Below are 16,698 nucleotides of genomic sequence, written 5' to 3' on the forward strand. Positions count from 1 at the left end.
ATCCTGCACCTGCTCTATGCCCGCTTCTGGACGCGCGCGCTGAGCCATATCGGCCTGATCGACGTGAAGGAGCCGTTCGCCGGATTGTTCACGCAAGGCATGGTGACGCACGAGACGTATCAGCGTCCGATGTACGAAGGCCCGACTGCCGAGCCAATCGGCGGTAAATCGACAAGCGTCAAAGTCTGGGAGTGGCTCTCACCAGACGACATCGAGCGCCGGGATGGTGAACTATTCGATCGGCGAACGGGCCAAAAGGTTCGCGTCGGCCGCGTCGAGAAGATGTCGAAGTCGAAGAAGAACACCGTCGATCCCGGCCCGATCGTCGACCAGTACGGCGCCGACGCCGTGCGCTGGTTCATGTTGTCCGACAGCCCTCCCGAACGCGACCTGCAATGGTCGGAAGCGGGGATCGAGGGCGCGTGGCGCTTCGTCCAGCGGCTGTGGCGGCTGTTCGACGGCCTGACCGATGCATCGGGCGAGGACGTTGCCCTGCGCCGCCGCCTGCACAAGACGATTGCGGGCGTGGCCGACGATGTCGAGGCGCTGGCCTTCAACAAATCGGTCGCCAAACTCTATGAACTGGTGGGCGCCATCGAAAAGGCGCAGCCTTCGGCCGACCGCAGCGCCGCGATCCGCGCGCTGGCGCGCATCGTCGCACCGATGTGCCCGCATATCGCGGAGGAAGCATGGGCGGCATGGGGCGAAACCGGCCTGATCGCCGACGCGCCCTGGCCCGATGTCGACCCGGCCATGCTGGTCGAGGATGAAGTGACCATCGCCATTCAGGTCAACGGCAAGCTGCGCGACACGCTGGTCATGCAAAAGGGCGCGGCAAAGGACGCGGTTGAGGCCGCGGCGCTTGCATCCGACAATGTGATCCGCATGTTGGAGGGCAAGACACCGAAAAAGGTCATTGTCGTGCCCGACCGCCTTGTGAACATCGTCGCGTGATGCGGCTGGTCGCCCCGCTGGCGCTGGCCGCCGGTCTGCTGCTGTCGGGTTGCGGGATGCGCCCGCTTTATGGCGGCGGGCCGCAAGGGGCCGTGCGCCAGACGCTGGCCGCGATTGAAGTCGCGCCGATCGAGGGTCAGAATGGCTGGCTGGTGTCCAACGCCCTGCGCGACCGGCTGGTCGGTGCCGATGTGGGCGGGGCGGCGGCGCGCTATCGATTGCAGGTTGCGCTGGATGACGAAATCATCGGGCTGGGCGTGCGCCGCAACGACACCATCACGCGTGAACGCCGGACGCTGCGCGCGCGCTATCAACTGGTCGACCTGACCAGCGGCGGCGTGCTGCTCGACGCAACAGCCGGGTCGGACGCGGGCATCGACGTTGTCAGTTCGGAATATGCCACCATCGCCGCCGAACAGAGCGCGCTCGAACGGCTGGCGGGCATCGTCGCCGACCGCATCGTCGCGCGCGTCGCGCTCTATGCCGAGCGCCAGCAGGCGGCCGAGTGAACCTCAAACCCGCGCAGATGCGTGCGCGGCTTGAACGGCCGGACGACACCACACGCCTGTATCTGCTGCACGGTCCCGATGAATCGGGTGCGACCGAAATGGCCGCGCTGCTCCAGCGCGCGCTGGGCGACGCGGCGGAGCGTGTCGACATGGACGGCGCCAGCCTGAAGGGCGATCCCGGCCGCCTCGCCGATGAAGCCGCATCCATGTCGCTGTTCGGCGACCGCCGCTTCATCCGCGTGACCGCCATGGGGGAGGAAAGCCTGGAAGCGGTGACGCTGCTGTTGAATGCCGAGCGCGCGGGCAATCCCGTGGTCGCGATCGCGCCGACGATCCGCAAGACGGGCAAGCTCCTCAAGCTGGTCGATGCCGCGCCGGGTGCCGTTGCCTGTGCGCTGTATGTGCCCGAGGGCGCCGACGCCACGCGGCTGGCGGGACAGATTGCGCGCGATCATGGCCTGCGGCTGGCCGGCGGCGTGGCCGACCGGCTGGTTGCGACGACGGGCGGCGACCGCGCGGTGATGACGCGGGAGGTCGAAAAGATCGCCCTCTACCTCGACGCCGCGCCCGAACGCCCGGCGGATTGCGGGGTCGAGGTGCTCGACGCCATCGGCGCGGTGCTCGATGAAAGCGCGATGGGCGCGGCGATCGAAACGGTGGTGGGCGGCAATCCGGCGCGCGCCGGCGCCGAACTGGCGTCGATCGCGGCCGACAACATGGCCGTCCCGACGCTGCGCCAGCTTGCCAAAAGGCTGATCGCGCTGGCCGATATGCGCCGCGAAGTCGAAAGCGGCGACAGCGCCGCCGTCGTCGTCAAGCGCCACCGCGTGTTCTGGAAGGAGGAACAGGCGACGATGCAGGCGTTGCAACGCTGGAACGGCGCGCAGCTTGCCCGCGCGGTCGACCGCGTGCGCGCCGCCGAACGCGCGATGATGGCACCGGGCAGCCCCGGCGCGATCCTGGCCGAGGTGGAGGGGCTGGCCATCGCCCGCGCCGCCCAGCGCATGGGCTGAACGCGGTGCGGGCCGCCTAGACGTCCTCGACCAGCCGGCGATACAGTTCCGGGCGGCGGTCTCGGAAAAAGCCCATGCCCGCGCGATTCTTCTTCACGCGGTTCAGGTCCAGCGTCGCGGTCAGCACGCCCGTTTCATCCGCGCCGAACTCGGCCAGCATCTCGCCGAACTCGTCACAGATGAAGCTGTGGCCATAGAATTGCTGGCCATGTTCGTTGCCGATCCGGTTCGACGCGACGACCGGCACGACATTGGATACCGCATGGCCCAGCATCGCGCGGCGCCACATGTGCCGCGTATCCAGCGTCGGATCATGCGGCTCGGCCCCGATCGCGGTGGGGTAGAACAGGATTTCCGCCCCCATCAGCATCATCGCGCGGGCGGTTTCGGGATACCATTGGTCCCAGCACACGCCGACGCCCAGCCGCGCGCCCGGCCCGCTCCACACCTTGAACCCGGTATTGCCGGGGCGGAAATAGAATTTCTCCTCATATCCCGGCCCGTCGGGAATATGGCTCTTGCGATACACGCCCTCGATGCGCCCGTCGGGGCCGATCATCGCCAGCGAATTGTAATGATGCGGCCCGTCCGCCTCGAAAAAGCTCGTCGGGATAAACAGGTCCAGCTCGTCGGCCAGCCGCTGCATCGCCAGCACCGCCGGATGCTCGCCCACGGGTCGGGCGGTCGCGAACCATTCCTCTTCCTCGGTGCGGCAGAAATATTCGCCCTCGAACAATTCGGGCGGCAGCACGACCTGTGCGCCGCGCCCCTTGGCCTCGCGGATCAGGTCGCTGACGGCGCGAATATTGGCGTCGATATCGCGCGTGAAGGCGAGCTGCATCGCCGCGACGGTCACTTCGGTCATGCGATCCTCGGAAGTTGCTGGCTGATGCAATGAAAGCTGCCGCCGCCGGTCAGGATGTGGCCGGCGCGCAGGCCGACCGCGCGGCGATCGGGGAACAGCGCCTGCACCGCCTCGACCGCGCGGGCATCATTGGGCTGGCCGTAAACGGGAACGGCGACCACGCTGTTGCCGATATAGAAGTTCATGTAGCTGGCGGGCACGATTTCCTCGTCCACCAGCACGCGCCCCGGCGACGGCAACCGCACCACCTCGACCCCGAACGCCTCGGCCCGGCGCGCGGCGTCGAGATAGATCAGCCAGTTGGGATCATTCTCCTCCGGCATCGGCAATGCCAGCCGGTTCGGGCCGACAAAGCGCGCCAGATTGTCGACATGCCCGTCAGTATGGTCGTTCAGCAGTCCGTCGCCCAGCCACAGCACCCGGTCCAGCCCCAGGTCGCGCGCCAGCAGCGCCTCCGCCCGTTCCGTCGACAGGCCGGGATTGCGGTTGCGATTGAGCAGGCATTGTTCGGTGGTCACGACCAGGCCGGTGCCGTCGCCGTCGATCGAGCCGCCCTCCAGCACCCAGTCGCACGCCTCGAACGCGATACCCTGTCGCCGCGCCAGCCGCTCGCCCACATCCTCGTCGCCGGGAAAGTCATATTTGCCGCCCCAACCGTTGAAGCCGAAATCGCGGCCCGTCCCGTCGCCGGTGATGATCGCGGCGGTATCGCGCAACCACACATCGCCGAACGGCTCGACCACCAGGCTGACATCGCGGCCGATCAGCCGTTCGGCAGCCGCCGCGGCTTCGTCGTCGGCACACACCAGCAGCACCCGTTCGCCTCGCCCGCCATCGGCGATGGCATCGGCAAAGGCCGCGGTTTCGGCGCGCGCGCCGTCCAGCGGCGGCCCCCAGATTTCGGGATGGCTGGGGAAACCGATCAATACCGCGTCATGCGCGGCCCATTCGGGGGGGGGCGGTAGCGTCATGGCCGTGCCCTTAGCAGCCCGTCATGACGAACGGGAGGGGGACAGCGCACGCACGATCAGCGGCGTCACCCGGTCGACAATCCGCTCGATCCCTTGCGGGTTCGGATGGATGCGGTCGGGCAGCATCAGCGCCGATTGCGTCACCACCCCGTCGAGAAAAAAGGGATCGAGCGGCGCATCATATTTTGCCGCCAGATCGGGATAGATGCCCTCGAACGCCTCGACATAATCGGCGCCCAGATTGGGGGCTGCGCGCATTCCCGTCAGCACGATCGGAATGCCGCGCCGCTGCAATTCGGCGCAGATCGCGTCCAGGTTCGCGCGCGTCTCCGCCGGGTCGATCCCGCGCAGCATGTCGTTGCCGCCCAGGCCCACAATCGCCAGATCGGGCTTGCGCGACAAGCCGTCCAGCGTAAACGCCAGCCGCCGCAGCCCCGCCGCCGTGGTATCCCCCGACACGCCCGCATTGCGAACGCTCGCGGACACGCCGCCGCCGCGCAGCCGCTGTTCGAGGACATAGGGGAACGCCTGCTGCGGCAATACGCCGTAACCGGCATACAGGCTGTCGCCGAACGCCAGCACCAGACGCTGGTCGGCGGCCTCGGCGGTGGCGGAGGGGGTCGGCGCGGGCGCGGGCGCGCCCGGCTCGGTCGAACAGGCGCCCAGCATTTGGATAAGTGCCGCCGCCAACGCATATGACAGCGGGGATTTCATCAAAGGACGCATTCGCCACCCATGAACCAGTCTTTCAAAGGCGACGATATCGCGATCCGCGCCCGCAATGTCACCCTGTCGCTGGGCAGCAGCGATGCGCCGACCGCGATTCTGCGCGGCATCGACCTGGAGATCACGACGGGCAGCAGCGTGGCGATCCTCGGCCCGTCGGGTTCGGGCAAGTCGTCACTGATGGCGATCCTGTCGGGGCTTGAGCGCGCGAGCGGCGGTTCGGTCGCGGTCGCCGGCGTCGATTTCACCGCGCTGGACGAAGACGGTCTGGCGCGCGCGCGGCGCGGGCGGATCGGCATCGTGCTTCAGGCCTTTCATTTATTGCCCACGATGACCGCGCTGGAAAATGTCGCCGTGCCACTGGAGCTGTCGGGCGCGCAGGACGCCTTTGACCGCGCCGCGCGGGAGCTGGAAGCCGTCGGGCTGGGACACCGGACGCATCATTATCCCGCGCAACTGTCGGGCGGGGAGCAGCAGCGCGTCGCCATCGCGCGCGCGGTCGCCCCAGCGCCCGCCATCCTGTTCGCCGACGAACCGACCGGCAATCTGGACGAGGCGACCAGCGCCGATATCGTCGCGTTGCTGTTCGCGCGTCAACGGGCGGCGGGCGCGACATTGGTGATGATTACCCACGACCCCGCGCTGGCGAAACGATGCGACCGCATCATCCGCATGGGCGACGGCCTGATCGCCGAAGACAGCGGTCGATAAGCTGGTGCCGATGAACTGGACCACGCTGTGGCGCATCGCGCGCCGCGATCTTCATGCCGGGTTCCGGGGTCTCAGGCTGTTGTTCGTCTGCCTGTTCCTGGGTGTCGCCACGCTGGCGACGATCGGCAGCCTGACCGCATCGATCACGTCCGAACTGGCGGCGCGGGGCCGCGTCATCCTGGGCGGCGATGTCGAGGTCGAGATGACCCAGCGCGAGGCGTCATCCACCGAGCGCGCGGCGATGCGACAGGGCGCGTCGGCCTTTTCCGAGACGATCCGCATCCGCGCGATGGCCAATGGTCCCGCACGACCGGGCACGCCGGGGGCGGTGCTGACCGAATTGAAGGGCGTCGACCGCGCCTATCCGCTGACCGGCGCGCTGCGCGTCGAGGGCGCGGGGTTGCCGCTGGGCGACGACGCGGTGCTGGTCGACCGCGCGCTGGCCGATCGGCTGCTGCTGCGCGTCGGGGACAGGCTGCGTTACGGCACCGCGCGGTTCCGCGTCGCGGGCATCATCGTGGAGGAACCCGACCGCGTGGGCGAAGGCTTCACGCTCGGCCCGGTCGCGATCGTCTCGCTCGACGCGCTGCGGCGAACCGGGCTGGTCCAGCCGGGCGCGCTGTATGAAACCAAATATCGCCTGACGCTACCCGCCGGCACCGCGCCCGATACCGTGGTCGATCGGCTGAAGGCGCGCTTCCCCGCTGCCGGATGGGAATACAAGACGCGCGACCGCGCCGCGCCGGGCGCCGACCGTTTCTTTCAGCGGCTGGGCCAGTTCCTGTCGCTGATCGGCCTTGCCGCGCTGGTGATCGCCGGGATCGGCGTGGGCAACGGCGTCGGTGCCTATCTGGCGTCCAAGCGCGGCGGCATCGCCGTGCTGAAAGTGCTCGGCGCGACCACGCGCGACATTGCGCGCATCTATCTGATGCAGATTGCCGCGGTCGCCCTGCTTGCGGTGGTGAGCGGGCTTGCGGTCGGCGCCGCGCTGCCGTCGGTCATCGTCGCGCTGGTGGGGGACTTGCTGCCGGTGCGCCCCGCCACCGGCCTTCATGTGCTGCCGCTGCTGACCAGCGGCGCCTTTGGCCTGTTGATCGCGCTCGCCTTTGCCCTTCCCCCGCTGGCGCGCGCGCGTTCGCTGCCGGCGGCGGCGCTGTTCCGCGATCTGGTGGAGCGGTCGGTGCGGCCCGATGCACGAACGCTGGCCGGGGTCGCACTGGCGGCGGGCGCCGTCGTCGCGCTGGCCGTCGCCACCGCGCGCGATCCGCTGTTCGCGGCGGCGGTGCTGGCAAGCGTCGTCGGCGTGCTGTTGCTGCTGGCAGCGCTCGGTGTCGCCATCCGGCGGCTGGCCGCGCGCCTGCCGCGACAGCGCGCGCCGCTGCTGCGCCTTGCCATCGCTAATCTGCACCGGCCGGGGTCGCAGACGGTGGCGCTGGTCATCGCGCTGGGCCTCGCGCTCACGTTGTTCGTCACGCTCGCGGCGATCCAGACCAGTCTGGATGCGGAGATCGAGCGCGCCGTCCCCGCCCGCGCGCCCGATCAGTTCGTGCTCGACGTGCCTTCGGATCAACGCGCGCGCTTCGCCGCGCTGGTCGAGGCGAATGCCCCCGGCGCGACGCTGAACATCGTCCCGTCGCTGCGCGGCACGATCACCGCGTTCGGCGGCACGCGCGTCGCCGACCTGGCGACCCTGCCCGACGATGCCTGGTTCCTGCGCGGCGAACGTGGCGTGACCTACTCAGCGACCTTGCCCCAGGGGAGCGTGCTGACGGCGGGCAAATGGTGGCCCGCCGACTATGCCGGCCCGCCGCTGGTCTCGCTCGACCGCGAAGCCGCCCGCGCAATGGACGTGACCGTGGGCGACACGCTGACGATCAGCATTCTCGGTCGCGAGATCGAGGCGCGGATCGCCAATCTGCGCGAGATCCATTGGGAGACGATGGGCTTCAACTACATCATGGTCTTCTCCCCCGACACCCTCGCCGCCGCCCCGCACAGCCTGACCGCCACGATCGAGATGGACGACCGCCATCAAGGCGCCGTCACGCGCGCGCTGCTCGCCGCCTTCCCTTCAGCCTCGATCATCGCCACGCGGGAAATTGTCGGACAGGTGCGGACCATCCTCGACCAGATGGCGGCCGCGATCCTGCTGTCGGCCTCGGTCGCGATCCTGGCGGGGATCGCCGTGCTGATCGGCGCGATCGCCGCCTCGCGCGCGGCCCGCACCTATGACAGCACGATCCTGAAAACGCTGGGCGCGACGCGGGCGCAGGTGCTGGGGGCGCAGGCGGTCGAATATGCGCTGCTGGCCACCGTGCTCGCGGCGCTGGCGCTGGCGCTGGGCATCGGCGCGGCATGGTTCGTGATCGTTCAGGTGTTCGAGTTCGGCTGGGCGCCCGACTGGGGCGTCATCCTGGCGACGCTGCTGGGCGGCGCGGTGCTGACGCTGGGCATCGGATTGGCAGGAAGCTGGCCGGTCTTGTCCGCGCGTCCCGCAACGATACTGCGGCGCCTCTGATTAACCGCCGACCCGCCACGGCGGGGGTGATATGGTCCGGCGATGACCCGGAAGGAACCGCCCATGCGCTTGATCGTCGCCCTGTTCGCCAGTGCCCTGCTCGCCGCGCCCGCCCAGTCGCAAGGCAGCGGCCCCTATCAGGTCGAGGGCGGCGGCCGCTATGCCAGCCTGCAGCGCGCGGTTGATGCGATTGGTGGCGGGACGGGCACGATCCGCATCGCGCCCGGCCGCTACCGCGACTGCGCGGTGCAGGAACAGGGGCGCATCACCTTTGTCGCCGAACCAGGCAAGGTGACCTTCGACGGCGGCATTTGCGAGGGCAAGGCGACGCTGGTGCTGCGCGGCCAGGGCGCGCGGGTCGACGGCATCGTCTTTACCCGCACCTTCGTTCCCGACGGCAATGGCGCGGGCATCCGCATCGAAACCGGCGATCTGGATGTCGCCAACAGCATGTTCGTCGATGGTCAGTGCGGCATCCTGTCGGCCGACGATCCCGCATCGGCGATCCGTGTCGACAAATCGACCTTTGCCCGGCTGGGCAAGCATCCCGACGGCAGCGGCGCACATGCGCTGTATATCGGCGGCTACGGGTCGCTGCGCGTCACGCGCTCGCGCTTTGAACAGGGCACGGGCGGCCATTACCTCAAAAGCCGCGCACCCCGGATCGAGATCGTGGACAACAGCTTTGACGACAGCCGGGGCCACACCACCAACTATATGATCGACCTGCCCAACGGCGCCAGCGGCCGCATCGCCGACAACAGTTTCGTTCAGGGGGCGGACAAGGAAAATTATTCGACGCTGATTACCGTGGCGCCCGAAGGGATCGAGCATACGTCGCGCGGACTGGTGATCGAGAACAACCGCGCGTCGCTGGCCCCCGCGTTCAGGCACGAAACCACGTTCGTGGGCGACTGGGCAAAGGACGGCGTGACCGTGCGCGGCAATATGCTGGCCCCGCGCATCACGGCCTATGCCCGTCGCTAGACCAGTCGGCTGCCCAGCCACGCCCCCAGATATTCCAGCGCGGCCAGCCGACGCCACACCGCGCTGTCGGTGATCCGCCCGATGTCAAAGAACCGGCGCATCAGCGGCATGTCGAGGTCGATGACCCGGCCCATATAATCGGGCGTCAGCAAGCCGCCATGTTCGTCGCCCATCGGCCGCAACCGCCGCTGGATCGCGTAACTGTGCTGGCGCAGCCAGGTCGGGCGGTTGCGCGCGCTCCATTCGGATCGGCGATGCCGCGCGCTTGGCCCCGTGGAAAACGGATGGCCATAGGCCGATGGCTGCGCCGCCAGCGCGGGGTCGATCGCCGACAACAGCCGCGATTCGAAATCACCCGCCTGCTTCAGCGCCATCGGCAGCGCCATCGCTTCACGCACGACATGCTGGTCGAGGAACGGCATCAGATAGGCGCCCTGCCGCGATTCAAGGCTGATCTCGCGCCCGAACAGCGACCGGCAGCGCACGCGCGGATAGGCCTGTTCGATCCATTGGCGCGACAGGCGCGCGGTGGCCGACGGCGCGCCCAGCGCATCGGCGATCTTGTCCTCGATCGCGGCCAGAAACGCCCGTGCGTCGAACGCACCGGTCGTATCGCGCGCGTCGAACCGCGCAAAGAAACTGCGCGCGACCGTGCGCGCCGACAATGGCCGGTCCGGCAGGAAGAAGAAATCGCGCCACACCTCGCCACAGCCCCCCGATGCCGCCAGCGCGCCGCCGCCATGGCGCTTGTCGCGCGCCCACACCGCCGCGCCATTGTCGAAGATGTTGCCAAAGGTCGGCAGCGCATCCCAGGCGCGGAAACTGGCGGCGACGATGTCGGGAAACCGGTCGGGCGCGGGATCGCGATACCCGTCCTTGTCGACCCATTCGACATCGAAGCCCATGGCGGCGCCGATCGTGCGGGCGATCACCACATCCTCGTCATCGGGTGTGCCATAGACATAGAGCGCCGGGTCGCACCCTTGCGCGCGCAACGTCGCCAGCAGCAGGCGCGAATCGAGACCGCCCGACAACGGCGCATGGACAGTGCGGAAATGCCCCAGATGCGCGCGCACCGTGGCCGACAGCGCCGCGCGGTGCCGCTCGATCCGCTCATCCAGCGCTTCGTGGCTGGCGATATCGGGCAGCGGCCGCGCGAACCGCGACGCCACCGCGCCGCCCTGCGTCAGCTCGATGACGATGCCCGGTCCCAGCGTCTTGATGTCCGCAAATACGGTATCGTCGCCGATCGGCACGACGTTGAAGGCATATTCATAGACCGCCTGCGCGTCGAACCGCACGCGCGGCAGCGACACCAGCGCGGCGGTCAGCGAGGTGGAAAACAGGCTGCGCTCGCGATCATGGTGCAGCTGGTGCGCGGCGAACCAGTCGCAAAACAGCCATGCGCGCCCGCGCTTGACCACCAGCACGCTGAACTGCCCGCCCAGTCGCGACCAGTCGGGGTCGCCGCCGTCATACTCGGCCAGCAGCGCCGCCAGCGCTCCCTGACCGATCCGTCCCCCATAGGTCAGCGTGCCCGCGACCGCGACGAAGTCCTCGCCCTCGCGGTGAAAGGTCGCCGGGCCGCCCTGCACATATCCATGGTGAAAACCGCGCCAGCCCGGAAAGGCGATTGCCGCCGCCGCGCCAAAGCCGTGGTCGGCATATTGGCGTGCGGCGGCGTCCAGCCGCACGGCGGCTGTGTCGGGGTCATCCGCGCGGGTCAGATAAAGGCCGGCCATGCCGCCGGCCTTAGCGCGGGTCGCTTAACAAAGGGAATATCGGCCCTATTCCGCCTTCTTCGCGGCTTTCTTTGCAACCGCCTTTTTCGGTGGCGCCTTCTTCGCCGCGGGCTTCTTGGCGGGGGCCTTTTTCGCGCCCTTCCTGCCCTTGGCGGGACTGCTGGCCGCCTTGGCGTCGATCAGCGCCACGGCTTCTTCCAGCGTCAGCGCGTCCTTGTCCGCCGATTTGGGCAGCGTCGCGTTGGTCGCGCCGTCGGTGACATAGGGACCGTAACGCCCCTCCATCAACTTGACCTCGCCCCCGCTGACCGGATGCGCGCCCAGTATCTTGAGCGGCGCCTGCGCCCCGCGCGCCGCGCGCCCGCCGCCTTGCGCGGCCTCGGCCAGCTTGACGACGGCGGCGTTCATGCCCGTCTCGAACACGTCGGCGGTCGAGGACAGGCGCGCATATTTGCCGTTATGCGCCAGATAGGGGCCATAGCGCCCGATCGACGCGGTAATCGTTTCGCCCGTTTCGGGATGATTGCCGATCGTGCGCGGCAGGCTGAGCAGCTTGAGCGCCATTTCAAGATCGAGTTCGGGCACATCCTTGGGGATCGATGCCCGCTTCGCTTCCTTGCCCTCGCCCAGCTGGATATAGGGACCGAAACGTCCCGATTTACGCTCGACCGGCAACCCGGTCTCAGGATCGTTGCCCAGCGTTTCCGGTCCCGTATCCTCGCCCGCCTCGCCGCCCGGCTGCGCGAAGCGGCGGGTATATTTGCAGTCGGGATAGTTGGAGCAGGCAACGAACGCGCCGTATCGCCCGCCGCGCAGCGCCAGGCGGCCTTCCCCGCAATTGGGGCACAGTCGCGGATCGCCGCCATCGGCCTGTTTGGGAAACAGATAGGGTTCGAGGAACTTGTCCAGCTCGGCGGTGATATCGCTCGGCTTCTGTTCCATCACCTCATCGGTGCGGGGGCGGAAATCGCGCCAGAAATCGGTCAGCACCGACTGCCATTCGGCGCGCCCGCCCGACACGTCGTCCAGCTCCTCCTCCAGTCCGGCGGTGAAGTCGTAGCTGACATATTTCTCGAAAAAGCGTTCGAGAAAGGCGGTCAGCAGCCGACCACTCTCTTCGGCGAAGAAGCGGTTCTTTTCGACGCGGACGTAATTGCGGTCCTTGAGCACCTGGATGATCGAGGCATAGGTCGACGGGCGCCCGATCCCCAGTTCCTCCAGCCGCTTGACCAGCGACGCCTCTGAAAAGCGCGGCGGCGGCTGGGTGAAATGCTGTTCGGCATTCACGCCGTGCTTCGCCGGCGCGTCGCCCGAGCGCAGCAGCGGCAGGCGGCGCGAATCCTCTTCATCAGCGGCGTCGGCATGTTTGCCGGAGCCGCCAGCGGACACGTCGTCGCGGCCTTCCTCATACAGCGCCAGATAACCGGGGAACAGCACCACCTGTCCCGTCGCGCGCAGCATGTGGCGGCCGGTGCCGTCCTCCATCTCGACGGCGGTGCGTTCCATCCGCGCCGACGCCATCTGGCTGGCCAGCGCGCGCTTCCAGATCAGCTCATACAGCCGTGCATGGTCGCCGGTGCCGGCGCGGTCGCGCGTGAAATCGGTGGGGCGAATCGCCTCATGCGCTTCCTGCGCGTTCTTGGCCTTGGTCTGATACTGGCGCGGCTTGTCGGGGACATAGCTGGCGTCATATCGCCCGGCGATCGCCTTTCGCGCGTCCTGGATGGCCGACCCGTCCATCTGGACGCCGTCGGTCCGCATATAGGTGATCGCGCCGTCCTCATACAGGTTCTGCGCGACCCGCATCGTGTGGCTGGCCGAAAAGCCCAGTTTGCGCGCGGCTTCCTGTTGCAGGGTCGATGTGGTGAAGGGCGGCGGCGGGTTGCGCGTCGCGGGCCTGGTCTCGACCGTGGTGACGGTAAAGCGCCCTTCCTCGACCGCGGCCTTGGCGCGCATCGCGGTGCCTTCGTCGCCGATCGACAGCCGGTCCAGCTTGTTCCCGTCGAACCGCGCCAGCCGCGCCTGGAACCGGGTGCCGTCGGCCTCCAGCTCCGCCGTGACCGACCAATATTCCTGCGGGGCAAAGCCCTCGATCTCGCGCTCGCGCTCGACGATCAGGCGCAGCGCAACGGACTGGACCCGCCCCGCCGACTTGGCCCCCGGCAGCTTGCGCCACAGCACCGGCGACAGGGTGAAGCCGACCAGATAATCCAGCGCCCGGCGCGCGCGATATGCGTCGATCAGGTCGGTATCCAGCTTGCGCGGGCGGCCCATCGCTTCGGTCACGGCGGCCTTGGTGATCGCGTTGAACGTGACGCGCTCGACCGATTTGGGCAGCGCTTTCTTCTTGGCGAGCACTTCCTGCACATGCCACGAAATCGCTTCCCCTTCCCGATCGGGGTCGGTGGCCAGGATCAATCGGTCGGCCTTTTTCGCCTCGTCGGTGATCGCCTTTAACTGGCGCGCCTTGTCGGCATAGGTTTCCCATTCCATCGCGAACCCGTCATCGGGGTTCACCGACCCGTCCTTGGGCGGCAGGTCTCGGACATGGCCATAGGATGCCAGCACGCGATAATCGCCGCCCAGATATTTCTCGATGGTTTTCGCCTTGGCGGGCGATTCGACAATGACGAGCTGCATGGAAACCGGATCATCCCTTACGTGTGCGTGCGAGCATGGGGAGCCGGTTCGGGGCGCGTCAACCCATCATGTCGATGACGGACACGACAATGACCCCGCGTTAACCCCCTGGCCGTTAATCCTGCGGCAATGTCCGACTCACCGCTCCCGCCGGCTTCCTATGCCCGCCTGATCGCGGAGCATGAGGCGATCGCGCAACGCGCCGAATGGCTGTCGGATGCGTGCGACCGCAACTGCGCGCGGTCGATGCGTGCCGCGCTTGAGGAACTGGCGACGCTGCTGCTCGACCATCTGGACAGCGAGGATCACGACCTGCACCCGTTCCTGATGACATCGCGCGACGGCGCCACCGCGACCGCCGCGCGCGCGGCGCGGCTGCGATATGAAACGCTGGCACGCGACTGGCTGGCGCTGATCGCGCATTGGGAGGAGGCACGAATCGCCAAGGCGCCGGACGATTTCGCGGGTGAGGCGACGGCGCTCATCCACCGGCTGCTGGCGCGCATCAGCGAAGAGGACGAACTGCTCTATCCTGCGGCGCTGGCCAGCGGCCAGATTTCGCTCAGGGACCGGTCAGGCTGACCCGCGCGCCGGCATGTCGCTCCAGCCGGCCGGCCAGTTCAAGCTCCAGCAGCACCGTCTGGACGATGGCCGGGGGCCGCCCCGACTGGCGGATCAGCTCGTCGACCGGCACCGGCACCGGACCCAGCAATGCGGTGATGGCGATGCGGTCGCTGTCGGTCGCATCGTCGGCGGGCGGCGCGCCCCAATGGCTGGCCGGTGCGCGAACCGCGCGCGCATCGATCGGGCGGATCTGCTCCATCACGTCGGCGGCGCTCTGGATCAGAATGGCGCCCTCGCGAATCAGCGCGTTGCAGCCTTGCGCGCGCGGGTCGATCGGGCTGCCGGGCACGGCCATGACCTCGCGCCCCGCTTCCGCGGCCAGTCGCGCGGTGATGAGCGAGCCGGAACGCAGCGCCGCCTCGACCACCACGGTTCCCAAGGCTACGCCCGCGATGATGCGATTGCGGCGCGGAAAAAAGCGCGCCAGCGGTTCGGTCCCCGGCGGCTGTTCGGCAATGACCAGGCCCTGTTCCCCGATCCGGTCCTGCAGTTCGGCGTTTTCGGGCGGAAAGGCGATGTCGATGCCGCATGCGATGACGCCCACCGTGCCGCTGTCGATCGACCCGTGATGCGCGGCGGTATCGATGCCGCGCGCCAGCCCCGACACGATCGTCGCGCCCGCCTGTCCCAGTTCGTGCGCCAGTTGCCGGGCAAAGCGACATGCCGCGGCGGAGGCATTGCGCGCGCCGACCATAGCGATGCTCGGCCGGTCGAGCAGCGACAGGTCGCCGCGCACGGTCAGCACCGGTGGTGCGGCGTCGGCCTGTTCCAGCAGCGCCGGGTAATCAGGGTCGCCGATCATCACATGGCGCGCACCGGCCCTCGCGACGCGGCGCAATTCGTCGTTCAGGCGGCGGGGATCGGCCAGTTCGGGCGGCCGCCCGCCACCGCGAGCCGCCAGCGTCGGCACGGCCTCGATCGCGGCGGCGGCGGTGCCGAACCGCGCGATCAACTGACCAAAGGTGACCGGCCCGATCCGCGACGAACGCGCCAGCCGCAGCCGGGCGCGCCGTTCGGGGTCATCCACGCGAACGGCCGATGCGCGGTTCGTTGCCGCTCAGCAACCGTTCGATATTGGCGCGGTGCTTCCACAGGACGATCAGGGCCAGGCCGATCAGCAGCATCACCAGGTCGAACCGGCCGAACCATGCCGCGCTGACCGGCGCGCTGACCGCCGCCAACATGCCCGCGACCGACGAAATCCGCACGATCGCCAGCAGGCCCAGCCAGACGATCGCATAAACCGCCGCGACCGGGCCGCTCAGCGCCAGTGCGATGCCCATCAGCGTCGCCACCCCCTTGCCCCCGCGAAAGCGCAGCCAGACGGGGTAGCAATGGCCGGCGAACGCCGCTGCCGCCGTGACGGCCTCAAGCCCCGGCAGCGCCGCGGCGACAATCCACACCGCCACGGCCCCCTTCAGCGCATCCAGCAGCAGCGTCGCCGCCGCCAGCCCCTTGCGGCCCGTTCGCAGCACGTTGGTCGCGCCGATATTGCCCGACCCGATCGCGCGCAGATCGCCGGCGCCGGCCATCCGCGTCAACAGCACTCCGAACGGAATGCTCCCCAGCAGATACCCAATCAGCAACGCCGCGGTCGGCGGCCACCAGATGATCGCGTCGGTCAATGCGCTCCCCATGCTTGCCTGACCGGCTTTAGGCGACAGCGGCACGGCCGCGCAACGACCTGCATCAGTCCGCACATGGTTGCCGCGGGGACGCGGCGCGCGGTAACGGCCGGCGATGGTGGACGAACGACCGCTTCTGTTTCTCGATTCGGGTGTCGGCGGCCTGTCGGTGCTTGCCCCGGCGCGCGCGCTGCTGCCCCAGGCGCCGGTGATCTATGTCGCCGATTCGGCGGGCTATCCCTATGGCACGCGCAGCGAGGCGGAGATTGCGGCGCGCGTGCCCGCGCTGCTCGGGCGGCTGGTCGAACGCTATCATCCGCGACTGGTGGTGATCGCGTGCAACACCGCATCGACCATCGCGCTGCCCGCGGTGCGCGCCGCGCTGGACTTGCCGATCGTCGGCACCGTGCCCGCGATCAAGCCCGCCGCCCAGGTCAGCGTCACGCGCGTAATCGGCGTGCTCGGCACCGACGCGACGGTGCGTCAGCCCTATGTCGACGACCTCACCGATCGTTTCGCCGGCGATTGCCGGGTGCTGCGCCACGGATCGGCGGCGCTGGTCGCGCTGGCGGAAGCCGAACTGGCGGGCGAGCGGCAACCTGACGCGGCGTATCGCGCGGTCATGCGCGGACTGCTGGATCAACCCGGTGGCGAGCGAATCGATGTGGTGGTCAATGCCTGCACGCATTTCCCGCTGGTCGCCGACCGGCTGGCGACCGTCTCGCCGCGCCCGATCCGCTTCGTCGATGGCGGTCCCGGCATCGCGCGGCGGATCGCCGTTCTGACGGCGGGGCAAGCCTGGCACGCCACGCC

15 protein-coding genes are annotated in these 16,698 nt (G+C 68.6%); 8 read left to right on the plus strand and 7 right to left on the minus strand.

Annotated features, from left to right (window positions below; all coding sequences use genetic code 11):
• The 3 genes from VL973_RS05365 to holA all read left to right on the plus strand — a co-directional run.
• Positions 1–954 (plus strand): class I tRNA ligase family protein (locus VL973_RS05365; RefSeq protein ID WP_325283000.1); only part of this gene is annotated, 954 nt, incomplete at its 5' end.
• On the plus strand, positions 954–1,463 hold the full coding sequence (lptE, locus tag VL973_RS05370) for an LPS assembly lipoprotein LptE (protein WP_325283014.1): 510 nt from the start codon (positions 954–956) through the stop codon (positions 1,461–1,463). The genes VL973_RS05365 and lptE, both read left to right, overlap by 1 nt.
• Complete coding sequence (holA, locus tag VL973_RS05375; RefSeq protein WP_325283001.1) at positions 1,460–2,476, plus strand: DNA polymerase III subunit delta; 1,017 nt, start codon at positions 1,460–1,462, stop codon at positions 2,474–2,476. Before lptE ends, holA begins: the two co-directional genes overlap by 4 nt.
• Before the next feature lie 16 nt (positions 2,477–2,492).
• Here holA and aguB read toward each other — a convergent pair whose 3' ends face one another.
• From aguB to VL973_RS05390, 3 genes are read right to left on the minus strand one after another with little or no spacing between them, the layout of a single operon-like run.
• A complete protein-coding gene (aguB, locus tag VL973_RS05380) occupies positions 2,493–3,341 on the minus strand; it encodes an N-carbamoylputrescine amidase (RefSeq protein ID WP_325283002.1) in 849 nt (282 codons plus the stop codon).
• Entirely contained in the window at positions 3,338–4,312 is a 975-nt protein-coding gene (locus tag VL973_RS05385) for an agmatine deiminase family protein (RefSeq protein WP_325283003.1), read from the minus strand. Before VL973_RS05385 ends, aguB begins: the two co-directional genes overlap by 4 nt.
• A gap of 21 nt (positions 4,313–4,333) precedes the next feature.
• On the minus strand, positions 4,334–5,026 hold the full coding sequence (locus VL973_RS05390) for an arylesterase (protein ID WP_325283004.1): 693 nt from the start codon (positions 5,024–5,026) through the stop codon (positions 4,334–4,336).
• A 21-nt stretch (positions 5,027–5,047) separates the two neighbouring features.
• Here VL973_RS05390 and VL973_RS05395 point away from each other — a divergent pair, with 21 nt between their 5' ends.
• The 3 genes from VL973_RS05395 to VL973_RS05405 all read left to right on the plus strand — a co-directional run bounded on the left by VL973_RS05395 (position 5,048) and on the right by VL973_RS05405 (position 9,254).
• Positions 5,048–5,749, plus strand: coding sequence for an ABC transporter ATP-binding protein (locus VL973_RS05395; RefSeq protein WP_325283005.1), 702 nt, complete (start codon positions 5,048–5,050; stop codon positions 5,747–5,749).
• A gap of 1 nt (position 5,750) precedes the next feature.
• Positions 5,751–8,267, plus strand: a complete 2,517-nt coding sequence (locus VL973_RS05400; RefSeq protein ID WP_414712198.1) for an ABC transporter permease — start codon at positions 5,751–5,753, stop codon at positions 8,265–8,267.
• Positions 8,268–8,330: 63 nt separating this feature from the next.
• Positions 8,331–9,254, plus strand: a complete 924-nt coding sequence (locus tag VL973_RS05405; RefSeq protein ID WP_325283007.1) for a right-handed parallel beta-helix repeat-containing protein — start codon at positions 8,331–8,333, stop codon at positions 9,252–9,254.
• On the opposite strand, the gene VL973_RS05410 is transcribed toward VL973_RS05405, so the two are convergent.
• Complete coding sequence (locus tag VL973_RS05410) at positions 9,251–10,996, minus strand: asparagine synthetase B family protein (RefSeq protein ID WP_325283008.1); 1,746 nt, start codon at positions 10,994–10,996, stop codon at positions 9,251–9,253. The genes VL973_RS05405 and VL973_RS05410 overlap by 4 nt on opposite strands.
• Positions 10,997–11,041: 45 nt before the next feature.
• Positions 11,042–13,636, minus strand: a complete 2,595-nt coding sequence (gene topA / locus VL973_RS05415; RefSeq protein WP_325283009.1) for a type I DNA topoisomerase — start codon at positions 13,634–13,636, stop codon at positions 11,042–11,044.
• A 129-nt stretch (positions 13,637–13,765) separates the two neighbouring features.
• Here topA and VL973_RS05420 point away from each other — a divergent pair, with 129 nt between their 5' ends.
• Positions 13,766–14,218, plus strand: a complete 453-nt coding sequence (locus tag VL973_RS05420; RefSeq protein ID WP_325283010.1) for a hemerythrin domain-containing protein — start codon at positions 13,766–13,768, stop codon at positions 14,216–14,218.
• On the opposite strand, the gene dprA is transcribed toward VL973_RS05420, so the two are convergent.
• Both dprA and plsY read right to left on the minus strand, forming a co-directional pair.
• Positions 14,199–15,287 carry a DNA-processing protein DprA gene (gene dprA, locus VL973_RS05425; protein ID WP_325283011.1) on the minus strand — a complete coding sequence of 363 codons (1,089 nt, stop codon included), beginning with the start codon at positions 15,285–15,287 and terminating at the stop codon, positions 14,199–14,201. The two genes, VL973_RS05420 and dprA, sit on opposite strands and share 20 nt — an antisense overlap.
• Entirely contained in the window at positions 15,280–15,885 is a 606-nt protein-coding gene (gene plsY / locus VL973_RS05430; RefSeq protein WP_325283012.1) for a glycerol-3-phosphate 1-O-acyltransferase PlsY, read from the minus strand. Before plsY ends, dprA begins: the two co-directional genes overlap by 8 nt.
• 115 nt (positions 15,886–16,000) lie before the next feature.
• Between plsY and murI the strand changes: the two genes are divergently transcribed.
• A partial coding sequence (gene murI / locus VL973_RS05435) for a glutamate racemase (protein ID WP_325283013.1) occupies positions 16,001–16,698 on the plus strand: 698 nt, incomplete at its 3' end.

Source organism: Sphingomonas sp. (assembly GCF_035490575.1).
Lineage (GTDB): Bacteria > Pseudomonadota > Alphaproteobacteria > Sphingomonadales > Sphingomonadaceae > Sphingomonas.

Excerpts from the sequence above, each read along its gene's own strand:
- lptE (WP_325283014.1), top strand. The coding sequence starts at position 954 with ATGCGGCTGGTCGCCCCGCTGGCGCTGGCCGCCGGTCTGCTGCTGTCG.
- VL973_RS05405 (WP_325283007.1), top strand. The coding sequence starts at position 8,331 with ATGCGCTTGATCGTCGCCCTGTTCGCCAGTGCCCTGCTCGCCGCGCCC.
- VL973_RS05395 (WP_325283005.1), top strand. The coding sequence starts at position 5,048 with ATGAACCAGTCTTTCAAAGGCGACGATATCGCGATCCGCGCCCGCAAT.
- VL973_RS05390 (WP_325283004.1), bottom strand. The coding sequence starts at position 5,026 with ATGAAATCCCCGCTGTCATATGCGTTGGCGGCGGCACTTATCCAAATG.
- aguB (WP_325283002.1), bottom strand. The coding sequence starts at position 3,341 with ATGACCGAAGTGACCGTCGCGGCGATGCAGCTCGCCTTCACGCGCGAT.
- VL973_RS05410 (WP_325283008.1), bottom strand. The coding sequence starts at position 10,996 with ATGGCCGGCCTTTATCTGACCCGCGCGGATGACCCCGACACAGCCGCC.
- VL973_RS05420 (WP_325283010.1), top strand. The coding sequence starts at position 13,766 with ATGTCCGACTCACCGCTCCCGCCGGCTTCCTATGCCCGCCTGATCGCG.
- VL973_RS05385 (WP_325283003.1), bottom strand. The coding sequence starts at position 4,312 with ATGACGCTACCGCCCCCCCCCGAATGGGCCGCGCATGACGCGGTATTG.
- topA (WP_325283009.1), bottom strand. The coding sequence starts at position 13,636 with ATGCAGCTCGTCATTGTCGAATCGCCCGCCAAGGCGAAAACCATCGAG.